The organism is Gemella sp. (assembly GCF_057272915.1).
Genome location: NZ_DBHIUF010000007.1, coordinates 39,799 through 51,804 on the forward strand (window position 1 = coordinate 39,799; position 12,006 = coordinate 51,804).

Annotated in this window: 9 protein-coding genes; 2 read left to right on the forward strand and 7 right to left on the reverse strand. The window is 31.6% G+C overall.

From position 1 onward, the window contains the following. Nucleotides 1-3: 3 nt before the first annotated feature. Nucleotides 4-837, forward strand: coding sequence for a MetQ/NlpA family ABC transporter substrate-binding protein (locus tag ACO6OL_RS04310; protein WP_485502246.1), 834 nt, complete (start codon nt 4-6; stop codon nt 835-837). Between the two features lie 243 nt (nt 838-1,080). Here ACO6OL_RS04310 and ACO6OL_RS04315 read toward each other — a convergent pair whose 3' ends face one another. The 4 genes from ACO6OL_RS04315 to malQ are packed head-to-tail and all read right to left on the reverse strand — an operon-like array spanning nt 1,081 to nt 7,247. Next, a complete protein-coding gene (locus ACO6OL_RS04315) occupies nt 1,081-2,667 on the reverse strand; it encodes an alpha-glucoside-specific PTS transporter subunit IIBC (RefSeq protein WP_485502247.1) in 1,587 nt (528 codons plus the stop codon). A gap of 18 nt (nt 2,668-2,685) precedes the next feature. Beyond that, a complete protein-coding gene (locus tag ACO6OL_RS04320; RefSeq protein WP_485502248.1) occupies nt 2,686-3,480 on the reverse strand; it encodes an endonuclease/exonuclease/phosphatase family protein in 795 nt (264 codons plus the stop codon). A 19-nt stretch (nt 3,481-3,499) separates the two neighbouring features. Continuing rightward, nucleotides 3,500-5,755, reverse strand: coding sequence for a glycogen/starch/alpha-glucan family phosphorylase (glgP, locus tag ACO6OL_RS04325; protein ID WP_485502249.1), 2,256 nt, complete (start codon nt 5,753-5,755; stop codon nt 3,500-3,502). Nucleotide 5,756: 1 nt separating this feature from the next. Further along, nucleotides 5,757-7,247 carry a 4-alpha-glucanotransferase gene (gene malQ / locus ACO6OL_RS04330; RefSeq protein WP_485502250.1) on the reverse strand — a complete coding sequence of 497 codons (1,491 nt, stop codon included), beginning with the start codon at nt 7,245-7,247 and terminating at the stop codon, nt 5,757-5,759. 236 nt (nt 7,248-7,483) lie between these two features. On the opposite strand from malQ, the gene ACO6OL_RS04335 reads away from it, so the two are divergent. Then, entirely contained in the window at nt 7,484-8,191 is a 708-nt protein-coding gene (locus tag ACO6OL_RS04335; RefSeq protein ID WP_485489654.1) for a UTRA domain-containing protein, read from the forward strand. Nucleotides 8,192-8,692: 501 nt separating this feature from the next. Here ACO6OL_RS04335 and ACO6OL_RS04340 read toward each other — a convergent pair. The 3 genes from ACO6OL_RS04340 to rapZ are packed head-to-tail and all read right to left on the reverse strand — an operon-like array spanning nt 8,693 to nt 11,914. Beyond that, on the reverse strand, nt 8,693-10,042 hold the full coding sequence (locus ACO6OL_RS04340; protein WP_485502251.1) for a glucose-6-phosphate isomerase: 1,350 nt from the start codon (nt 10,040-10,042) through the stop codon (nt 8,693-8,695). Between the two features lie 23 nt (nt 10,043-10,065). Further along, nucleotides 10,066-11,049 (reverse strand): gluconeogenesis factor YvcK family protein, encoded by a 984-nt coding sequence (locus ACO6OL_RS04345; RefSeq protein WP_485502252.1) that lies wholly within the window; start codon nt 11,047-11,049, stop codon nt 10,066-10,068. Between the two features lie 4 nt (nt 11,050-11,053). Then, the gene (gene rapZ / locus ACO6OL_RS04350) at nt 11,054-11,914 is read right to left on the reverse strand and encodes an RNase adapter RapZ (protein ID WP_485502253.1); all 861 of its coding nucleotides are present in this window, start codon (nt 11,912-11,914) and stop codon (nt 11,054-11,056) included. Between the last annotated feature and the right edge of the window lie 92 nt (nt 11,915-12,006).

Consider the following 12,006-nt stretch of genomic DNA (forward strand, 5'->3'; position numbering starts at 1 on the left):
ATAATGAAGAAAATAATTTCATTTATAGCTAGCTTAGCTGCATTATTATTAGTTTTAACAGCATGTTCAAGCAAAACTGAAGCACCTAAAAAAGAAGAGAAGAAAGAACCAGTTACTGTAAAAGTAGCTTCTCACACTTCTCCAATGACAGACATGTTAGAAATGATCAAAGACGATCTTAAAAAAGAAGGTTACAACTTAGAAATCGTTAAAGTTTCTGATAACGTTCAAGCTAACGTTGCATTAAACAATAAAGAAGTTGATGCTAACTTCTTCCAACACAGACCATTCATGGAACAATTTAACCAAAAAAATAATGCTCATCTTGTAGCTATTCAACCAATTTACAACGCGACTGTATCATTCTACTCAAAAACTCTTAAAGATATTAAAGATCTTAAAGATGGTGCTGATGTAGCTATCCCTTCAGATCCAACAAACTTAGCTCGTGCTTTACGTTTATTAGATCACGCTAAAGTTATTACTCTTAAAGATCCAAATAGCTTTACAGTAACAGAAGCAGATATCAAAGATAATCCAAAACACCTTAAATTTACTAAAGTAAGCTTACTTAACCTAAACGAAGCTTATAACGAAAAAGATTTAGTATTTAACTACCCAACTTACATCTCTAAATTAGGATTAACTCCAGATAAAAACGGTCTAGCTTTTGAAAAAGAAGGAGATTTAACATTCGCTATCTCACTTGTAGCACGTGAAGACAACAAAGATGATGCTAAAGTTCAAGCAGTTAAAAAAGCATTAGCTAGTGAAAAAGTTAAAGATTATATTAACAAAGAACTTAAATCAAAAGGACACGCTACTCCAGCGTTCTAATATAAATTAAAATACTTGGTAGACATTGTTTACCAAGTATTTTTTTATCTTACTGTGCATCTATAAGTTACCTTAATTCTCTTTTTAAAAATGTTCTATTTATCATTAAAACATATATTATACCTGCTGGCACCCTTGTGAATGTAAAGGAGAACACTATTTAATAACGTACTAGTATCTATATATAGATATTCATAAAAAAAAGAAACTGATTTTTACATCAGTTCCTTTTTATTAATTATCTTATTTATGTAATTCTTTTTCGAAAGCTTCTCTAACTTGTCCTACTGAGAATCCGATGATTACTTGGATAGCTTTACCGTTACGAGCAACTCCTAGAGCTCCAGAACGTTTTAAGAATTCATCATCTTTAACTAAGCTTTCATCTTTAACGTTAACACGTAATCTTGTTACACAGTTAGTAACATCTACGACGTTATCTTTTCCACCTAAACCTTCTAAAATGATAAGAGCTTGATCATCGTGAGTAGCTGCATCATCTTTAACTTCTGGTTTAGCTGCTTCTTTACCTTTTTCACGGTACTCTTGTTTAGAGTAAAGTTTTGTTTCAGCATCATCTGCTTCACGTCCAGGTGTGTTTAATTGGAATTTAAGGATTAAGAATCTAAATACGAAGAAGTAGATTACTGAGAATACTAATCCAATTGCGATTTGAACGAATACTTGAGATGAGTGGTTTTTGAACATTGGTAACCAGTTAAGAGCTAAGAAGTCGATTAATCCACTTCCGAAGTTACCTACAACTCCAAATTGGTACATAGTTGCTGACATTAACGCACCTAATACAGCGTGAGTAGCAAATAACATTGGTGCTGCGAATAAGAATGTGAACTCGATTGGTTCAGTGATTCCTGTTAAGAAACCAGTAAGTGCTGCTGGGATTAATAACCCTGCTACAACTTTTTTCTTACTGTCTTTAGCTGTTACATACATAGCTAAAGCTGCTGCTGGTAAACCAAATACTTTTGAGTTACCGTGTAATGAGAATCCACCTTGAGGGAATAACTCTTTTAATGGAGTTGAGCTTTGAGAGAACTCTTGAATGTGTTGTACCCAGTAAGCTGTGATTCCATTTTCTACTACTGCTGGTCCAAACATGAATGGTCCATAGATAAAGTGGTGTAATCCTGTTGGGATTAAAATTCTTTCTAGGAATGTGTAAGTGAATACCCCTGCAACACCAGAAACTTTTAAGAATCCTTGTAATGCAGCGATTCCTAATTGAACTTTTGGCCATAATAAAGCTGTTAAGAATGCAGCTGGGATCATGATAAGGAAACCAACTAAGATAACAAATGTTGATCCTTGGAAAATTCCTAATAATTCAGGTAATTTTTTATCAAAGTATTTATTGTGGATCCATACTGAGATAGATGCAATAACGATAGAACCGATGATTGAAGTATCTAATGTGATTGCTCCAGCGATTCTTGTAATACCTGTAGGTAATTTAAGAGCTGGTGTTACATCTACTCCAAAGAATTTGAATTGAGTTAAAAATCCGTTGATGAAGTAGTTGAAAACCATGTAGATTAAGAACGCTTCTAATGCTGCACGACCGTTTGCTTTTTTAGCAAGACCGATTGGAATACCAAGTGCGAATACTACTGGCATTTGGTTGAAGATTGTCCATCCTCCTTGTTCAACTACGAACCAGAAGTTATACCAAAGAGTACCCTCTGTCGCGATGCTCCCTACTAAGTTAGGGTTTTTAAAGATTGAAGTTAATCCTACTACTAATCCGAAGAATGCGAATATAATAGATGGCATTAACATAGCGCCACCAAAGCGCTGAATTTTTTGTAACATAACATTTTCCTCCTTTTTTTATTTTTCTGCTAATGTTACTTCTAAGCCATTATGATCAGAAATTATTGGATAATTATCATCATTAAATATAACAAAACTTTCTTTTACATCTAATTTTCTATTAATAAAAACATAATCCAATTTTTTCTGACACATAGAATCTTCCCAACCACTTATATTTTTATATACGGTAACTCCCCCATCTTTTTTCTCGGCTAATTCATAAGTATCATATAATCCTTTATCAAGTATTCTTTTATAATCATCTACTTGATGGAAATAATCCGTATTGAAATCTCCCATGAAAACTTTAAGATTTTTGTTATCTGTATAATTAATTAGGTTGCTAAGATTTTGATCTATGTCTTCCCCTTTACAAGTTGGCAAATTCATATGACAACTGTAAAATTCTACGATCTCATTATTTACTTTAAGATCGACTTTTAAAATTTTTCTCGATTCGATAGAAGTCACGGTTTGTTGTGCCGTACAGTAAAAATCCTCTACGGCAACAACTTCACCTTTAGCTAGTATCGCTAATCCTTCTTCGAATTTATCAAATCCTATGTGAGAATAAGTCCAATAATAGCTGTAACCTTCTTCTCCATATTCTTCAATTTTATTAAGTAATAATTCCCCAAAATTATCTTCTTTAATTCCATCGTGAACATCTTTGCTATTAATCAATTGATTTACTTCTTGCATGGCAACTACGTCATAACCTTTTTCTACAATTACCTTTGCTAAAATATCTAATTTTTCAAGCTGATTTTCTTCTAACCAACTGTGTACATTAATCGTTAATAGTCTCATTTAATGTTCCCCTCTTCTTTTATTTATTCCAAATATCTTCATTGTATTGAGCAATTGTACGGTCAGATGAGAAGAATCCTGCTTTTGCAATGTTCGCGATAACTTTCTTCATCCATAATTCACGGTTTTCGTAATCTGCTAACATTTCTTCTTTCTTAGCGTAATATTCCTCAAAATCAATAAGTGTCATGAACCAGTCTTTGTTAAGAAGTTCGTTGTATAATCTTTCTAGTCTTTCTTTGTTTCCAAGTTTAACTAAATCTTTAGAAACTATGAAGTCAACAACTTCTTTAACACCGTCTTTTTTATAGTATTCTTTAGAAACATATCCAGCAGTTTCGTAAAGTTTAATGATTTCATCACTTTCTTTACCGAAGATGTAGATATTTTCACGACCAACTAGTTCATCAATTTCCACGTTAGCTCCGTCTAGAGTTCCTAGAGTTAAAGCTCCGTTTAACATAAATTTCATATTACCAGTTCCACTTGCTTCTTTAGAAGCTAATGAAATTTGCTCTGAAATATCAGTTGCTGGTATTAATTTTTCAGCTACACTTACGTTATAGTTTTCAACTAAGAATACGTTTAAGTATTTGTTTACTTCTGGATCATTGTTAATTAATTCTGATAGACATAGAATTAAGTGAATGATATCTTGAGCTATAATATAAGCTGGTGCTGCTTTACCACCGAAGAATACTGTGATTTTTCTTTCTGGTAATTTTCCATTTTTAATATCTAAGTATTTTTTGATTACATATAAAGCGTTCATTTGTTGACGTTTATATTCGTGGAATCTCTTGATTTGAGTATCAATAATACTATTTTCATCGAGTTCAATACCTTGAGTTTCTTTTAGGTATTCTTTAAGAACCAGTTTGTTCTCGTGTTTGATTTCTTCTAATTTAGCTGCTACTTCTTTACTATCTACAAATGCTAATAGTTTTTCTAATTTAGTTGCATCTGTTAAGTACTCATCACCGATTAGGTCTTTTAAGTATGCTGCTAACGGTCTGTTAGAAAACTCTAACCAACGTCTGAATGTAATACCGTTAGTTTTGTTGTTAAATTTCTCTGGATATAATTCATAGAAGTGTTTTAACTCAGAGTTTTTAAGAATTTCAGTGTGTAGGTAAGCAACCCCGTTTACACTGTTAGAGAAGTGAATATCCATGTTTGCCATGTGTACTCTATCATCTTTATCGATGATTTGAATATCTTCACCTTCATATTTTTCTCTAATAACTGCATCTAATTGTTTAATGATTGTTACTAAGTGTGGTACCACTTCTTCTAAATATGCTAACGGCCATTTTTCTAACGCCTCAGCTAAGATAGTGTGGTTTGTGTAACCAGTCATTTTTTGAACGATTGTGTATGCTTCTTCAAATTCAATTCCGTGTTTTTCAGTTAATAAACGAATTAATTCAGGAATTACCATACTTGGGTGAGTATCGTTGATTTGAACATATGCATATTCGTATAGATCGTGAACATTACTTCCTTTAGCAATAGCTTCATCTAAAATCAATTGAGCTGCATTTGATACCATGAAGTATTGTTGGTAAATACGTAATAATTCACCATTTTTATCACTATCATCTGGATATAAGAATAATGTTAAGTTTTTCTCGATTTCAGTTTTATCAAAACTAATACCATCTTCAATGATACTGCTATCTACTGATTCAATATCGAATAAGTTTAGGTAGTTTTTAGTATCTTTTTTGTATCCTAATACGTCAATTCTTTTTAGAGTTGAAGTTAGGTTGAAGTTTTTGAATGGTACTGTGTATTTAACATCAGTATCTCTTAACCATGAAGAATCTTCAATCCAGAAGTTCGGCTCTGCGTGTTGTTCATTTTTAACAAATACTTGTCTGAATAATCCACAGTGGTAGTTTAATCCAACCCCATCACCATTGATTCCCAATGATGAGATAGAATCGATGAAACAAGATGCTAAACGTCCAAGACCACCATTACCAAGTGATGGTTCTAATTCTGCTTCCTCAACATCGCTAAGACGTTTGTTAGCTGCGTTTAATTCTTTTTCGATTTCTTCGTAGATTCCTAAGTTAATTAGGTTATTTGATAATAGTTTACCAATTAAAAATTCTGCTGAAATGTAGTAAACTTTCTTTTTATCAGAGTTTAAAGCTTTTTTATCAGCTTCTTCTTTTACATAGTTTAATAATTGTATATATATCTCTTTGTTCTCTAAAGTACTTAGTTCTTTACTTGTATTATCTAATACATATTTACTAAATGACATTTTATACCCTCTCTCTTGAATATCTTACTGTAATATTTCTTAAAAATTCTTTTCTTTCTTCTGTTAAATCTTCTGCAAGCATTCTCCACTCCCAGTTTCCTCCAACTGTTGATGGAACGTTCATTCTGCTTGTTGCATCTTTATCTAATAAATCTTGCATTGTTACAATTGCATAATCACTTACTGAAGAGTAAATTCCTCTAATCATAGCTTCAGTGATTTTTTCATCATCACGACGGTTTAGGTATTCAGAAACTAGTTCTCTTTCAGATTCACTTAATTTTTCATACCACCCATTAACTACATCGTTATCATGTGTTCCTGTGTAAGCAACACTGTTTTGTGTATAATGATGTGGACGATCCAGATTATCTTCTCCAGGGAAAGCAAATTGAAGAATCTTCATTCCTGGATATCCAGAATCATCTAATAATTTTTCTGCTTTAGCATCGATAAATCCTAGATTTTCTGCAACGATTGGTAAATCACCTAACTGTTCTTTTATTTTTTGGAACAATTCAATTCCTGGACCAGCTTCCCAAGTACCATTTACTGCATTTTCAGCATCTTTATCTATTTGCCAGAAATCAGAGAATCCTTTAAAGTGGTCTATACGAAGTACATCATAGATTTTGAAACTTTCTTGCACTCGGTAAATCCACCATGAGAATCCTTGTTCTTTGTGTTTTTCCCAATCATAGATTGGATTACCCCAAAGTTGTCCAGTAGGACTGAAGTCATCTGCAGGACATCCAGCTACATAAAGAGGTTCATTGTTTTCGTCGACTTTGAATAGTTCAGGCATTGTCCACATTTCAACACTATCAGCACTTACATAAATTGGCATATCCCCAATAATTTTAATTCCTTTACCATTAGCATATTCTTTTAATGCTAGCCATTGTTTAAAGAAGAAATATTGAGTTACTGTGTAGTATCTTATACTATCTTGAAGTTCTGTACGATATTTTTCACGAGCTGCTTCTTCACCTTTTTTAATATCCTCATCCCAGTGAATAAAACTCTTATATCCAAAACTTTCTTTTATAGCCATATACTCAGCATAATCTGCTAACCAGCTTGAATTCTCTGCTTCAAATTTTTCAATTTCGGCTAATACTTTGCTATTTTTACTAGTGTTGGCAACTGCCTTTTCTAAGATAGGTCTTCTAGCTTCAAATAATAAAGCATAATCTATCTTTTCAGGATTGTCACCAAAATTAACATTTGAATAATCGCTTTCCTCTAGCAATCCAGCTTCAGTTAAAAGTGAAAAATCAATAAGATTTAAATTTCCTGCTACAGCCGAGAAACTTTGATAAGGTGAATCCCCATAACTAGTCGTTGTTAATGGTAAAATTTGCCAGTAAGTTTGTTTTGTTTCTTCCAAGAAATCAACAAAATCGTATGCACTTTTGCCAAATGTTCCTATTCCAAATTGTCCCGGTAATGATGTAATATGCATCAAAACACCACTTGAACGTTTTGTCATTACTTTTTCCTCCGTTATATTTATAACTTGTTTTTTAAAATAAGTTCGCATTACTTAACAATACTTATTATAATAAAACACTTACATTTTGTCAATGCATTTATGTAATTCTTTTTATCTAGTTATGTAACCTATACGTAAATGTTGAAAATACTTAGAGAGATTTACATATCCCTTGATTTTTGTTCTAACTACATTTATAATTAAATAGATAAACTTTGCGAGGATAATAGTAAATGAGTAAATACAAAAAAGTCTACACAGACTTAAAAGAAAAAATAGACACTCGTGTCTATAAGCGTAATACTGAATTACCAAGTGAAAATGAGTTAGTTAAGGAATACGGCTATTCTAAAGATACTATTAGAAAAGCTTTATCTTTACTAGAAATTAATGGATATATCCAAAAAATCAAAGGGAAAAACTCATTAATTTTAGGACACGGGAGGATTAAAAATAACTATCTAGGAAATATAAAAACTTCTTCTGAATTAAATATCGATGGAAAATATGAAATCAAAACTTCTTTAGAATCACTTTATATCATTCAAGGCGATAAAAAGATAATGGATATTTTCGGATCAAATGAAGACAATGATTTTTATAGAGTTAGCCGTAGTAGAATGATAAACGGCGAAAGATTAGAGTATGAAGTATCATATTTCGATCGTAAACTTGTTCCATTTATTAATAAAGAAATAGCTGAATCTTCTATTTATAAATATTTAGAAAAAGAATTGGGCTTAAATATCACCCACTCAAGACGAGAGATTTCATTTAGATATGCAACCGAAGAAGAAAAACAACATATGGACTTAGGTGAATATAATATGGTGGCTGTTGTTGAGAGTATCACATATTTATCAAATGGTAATATCCTACAATACGGAATACTTAGTTATAGACCTGACAAATTCACATTTGTAACTATGGCAAAGAGATAATAACGATTCATAAATTACGATTTTATACAGATCAAATTTATAGAGTCGTTCTCTTTTTTGTTTTTAATTTTAAACTAACCTTACTGTTTTAGTTGTAGCTTGCGACACCTCCATATCTTTTGTTATCTCAAAAGGATATTCCGGTTAGAAAATAAGCCTGTAGTCTTATTTTCTCGCAGTGAAACACAAAAGTGTTTCACTTCAGCTACTACAAAACAGTAAGAAAAATATGAACTTGACTAATAAATGAATTAATTAATTTTACTCAAATATTTTGTAATGGTGATAATGGAACTTGAAAAGTTCCATCGGTAAAATTAAGATTACAAGCTTAATTTTAAGGTGTAATATCCACTTTAATTGTCTAAATGACAATTAAAGTTAGATGGAACCGTCCGCCACCATACTTAAAATATTTGAATAGTAAAATTAAATTATCTAATATACAAAAAAACTGATAAAGGAACATTATTCCTTTATCAGTTTTTATTTTATTCTAGATTATTTTAATCTTTCTTCTAATTCTGCTTTTAAGTCTTCAAATCCTGGTTTTCCAAGAAGAGCAAACATATTTTTCTTATACGCTTCTACTCCTGGTTGGTCAAATGGATTTAATCCTTGCATGTATCCAGAAATACCTACAGCTTTTTCGAAGAAGTAAACTAAATATCCAAATGTAAACTCACTCATATCTGGAAGCTCTACTACAAAGTTAGGTACTCCACCATCAGTGTGAGCAAGAAGAGTTCCTTCAAATGCTTTAGTATTTACAAAGTCCATAGTTTTTCCTGCTAAATAGTTAAGTCCATCTAAGTTATTTTCAGCTTCTTTAAGTTCAATATCTTTATTTGGAGATTTAACTTTTAAGATAGTTTCAATTAGAATACGACGTCCTTCTTGAACATATTGTCCCATAGAGTGAAGATCTGTTGAGAAGCACACACTTGATGGATATAATGCTTTTCCATCTTTACCTTCAGACTCACCGTAAAGTTGTTTCCACCATTCATTGAAGTAAACCATTGATGGTTCATAAGAAACAAGAATTTCGATTAATTTACCTTTTTGTTGTAATACATTACGCATTACAGCATATTGGTAAGCAATATTAGTACTTAAATCTGGTGAAGAAAGCTCATCTTGAGCTAATTTAGCTCCAGCCATCATTTTATCAATATCAATTCCACTTACAGAAATTGGAAGTAACCCTACCGCAGTAAGAACTGTGAAACGTCCACCGATATCATCAGGTACTACAAATGTTTCATATCCTTCATCATCAGCTAATGATTTTAATGCTCCACGAGCTTTATCAGTAGTAGCGAAGATTCTTTCTCTTGCTCCTTCTTTTCCATATTTTTCTTCAAGTAATTCTTTGAAGATACGGAATGCAATCGCAGGTTCAGTAGTTGTACCAGATTTAGAAATTACGTTTACAGAGAAATCTTTTCCTGTAGTTTTTAAGTAATTCACTAATTCTTGAGTATAACTTGAAGAAATAGTATGACCTACAAAGAAGATTTGAGGAGTTTTTCTATCTTTTTCATAAAAGTTATAGAAACTATCATTTAGCATTTCAATTGCTGCACGAGCTCCTAAGTAAGATCCACCAATTCCGATAACAACAAGTACTTCAGAATTACCTTGAATTTTTTTACTAGCTTCTTTAATTCTAGCAAATTCTTCTTTATCGTAGTTAGTTGGTAAATCAACCCATCCTAAGAAGTCACTTCCGATTCCAGTTTTATTGTGTAATTGATCATGAGCAACTTTCACATAACCTTCCATATTTTTCACTTCTTGTTCGTTAAAGAAGTTTAGTGCTTTCGAATAATCAAATTTTAAGTGCATTTTGGTTCTCCTTATTTGTTTTCTCACCTTTTATTATAAATCATTGTTGGCTTATCGTCTATAATATAATCATAAATTAATTCAGAAACTTTATCCGCATTATGTCTAATCGTATTATTATCAACAATTCCAACGTCATTATTTTTTATTAATTTTATTCCTAATTCCTCTATTTTTTCTTGATCGATTTTGACCGGTTCTTGTTTTTCTTTGTGATATTTCGATAAAATACTATCATCAAATTCACGTGAATTAGCAATAACCAAATCAAAAATATTCTCTTCTACATGTTTGTTTATCGCAACGATATGATCTGAAACAGAATAATTATCTGTTTCCCCATGTTGAGTCATAACATTACAAACATATATTTTTTTTGCATTACTTTCTCTTATTTTTTCAGAGACTTTAGAGATTACAAGATTAGGAATTATAGAAGTATATAGACTTCCTGGTCCCATAATAATATAATCTGCCTCCTCTATTGCTTTAAGTACATCCTCATTAGGTTTAACTCTAGATGGAGTTATATAAACATGATCTATTACTCCGCCCGCTTCAGTAATTGAAGATTCACCTCTTATAATTTCTCCTGTTGATAACACCGCATTTAAAGTCGCTATATCATTAGTTGTCGGCAATACAGTTCCACGGACATTTAAGATTCTACTCATCACTTTTACAGCTGTAGAAAAATCTCCATGAATATCCGTCATAGCTGCTATCATTAAATTACCTACTGGATGTCCTTTAATTTCTCCACTATCAAAACGATATTGGAACATTTTTTCCAAATATGGCTCCACATCAGATAATGCCGCAATAACATTTCTTATATCTCCAGGAGAAGGAATATTCATATCACTTCTGATTTTTCCTGAACTTCCCCCATCGTCTGCTACCGTTACTACAGCTGTTATCTCTAGAGGATATTTCTTCAATCCTCTCAAAAGGACTGACAATCCAGTTCCCCCACCTATAGTAACTACTTTTACTTTAGCTCTCATTTTCCTACCTACCCTTATTAATATCGCGATGTTCTAAATACACCCTGTATCCTAGTTTCGAAATATCTTCATGTAATTTTCGAGCTACACTTACAGAGCGGTGTTTCCCACCTGTACATCCTACTGCAATAGCAACTTTATCGCGACCCTCATATTGATACTTATCTACCATAAACGTCATAAGTTCTAAATACTTATCATAAAATTCCTGAGTAACTTCATCCTCAAAAACATAATCATATACTTCACTGTCTTGACCTGTTTTTTCTCTTAGTTCCTTAACATAAAATGGATTTTTTAAAAAACGAACATCAACAATATTATCTGCATCTATTGGCACTCCATATTTATATCCAAAACTAGAGATTGTAATATGATAACTATCTTTTTTCTCAATTCCAAAATCTTCTAATATTTTCTGTTTCAAATCTTTTACAGTTGTATTAGTAGTATCGTAGATATAATTTGCAATGCCTTTAATATCATTCATATCTTTTCTTTCCTGAGATATACCTTCAAGTAAGCTAAACTCAGATGATAATGGATGATTCTTCCTAGTTTCTTTATATCTATTAACCAGTACTTGATCATCACTATCTAAAAATATTATTCTAACATCAAAATATTCACTATGTTGTATCTTTTTTAGTAATTCTTTTAAATCGACAAAAATGTGTTTACTTCTTATATCAATACTTATTGCTGTTTTATCAATTTCTTTTTCTTCTATTATTCTTAAAAAATCCTCTACAACTAACCCAGGTAAATTATCTGTACAAAAGTATCCTTGGTTTTCAAAAATTTCTAATGCTGTATTTTTCCCTGCTCCACTTATTCCTGTAATTATAACTAATTTCTTCTTCATAGTTTCACATCCATCTTTATAATAATATACGTTTTATGGAATAATATATCCAGTTTAACAAAGAATAAATAAACTGCTCCATTCCTATATTG

Coding starts and splice junctions, on each gene's coding strand:
- ACO6OL_RS04345 (WP_485502252.1), bottom strand. CDS start 11,049: ATGAGAGCTAAAGTAAAAGTAGTTACTATAGGTGGGGGAACTGGATTG.
- ACO6OL_RS04310 (WP_485502246.1), top strand. CDS start 4: ATGAAGAAAATAATTTCATTTATAGCTAGCTTAGCTGCATTATTATTA.
- ACO6OL_RS04335 (WP_485489654.1), top strand. CDS start 7,484: ATGAGTAAATACAAAAAAGTCTACACAGACTTAAAAGAAAAAATAGAC.
- glgP (WP_485502249.1), bottom strand. CDS start 5,755: ATGTCATTTAGTAAATATGTATTAGATAATACAAGTAAAGAACTAAGT.
- ACO6OL_RS04315 (WP_485502247.1), bottom strand. CDS start 2,667: ATGTTACAAAAAATTCAGCGCTTTGGTGGCGCTATGTTAATGCCATCT.
- rapZ (WP_485502253.1), bottom strand. CDS start 11,914: ATGAAGAAGAAATTAGTTATAATTACAGGAATAAGTGGAGCAGGGAAA.
- ACO6OL_RS04340 (WP_485502251.1), bottom strand. CDS start 10,042: ATGCACTTAAAATTTGATTATTCGAAAGCACTAAACTTCTTTAACGAA.
- ACO6OL_RS04320 (WP_485502248.1), bottom strand. CDS start 3,480: ATGAGACTATTAACGATTAATGTACACAGTTGGTTAGAAGAAAATCAG.
- malQ (WP_485502250.1), bottom strand. CDS start 7,247: ATGACAAAACGTTCAAGTGGTGTTTTGATGCATATTACATCATTACCG.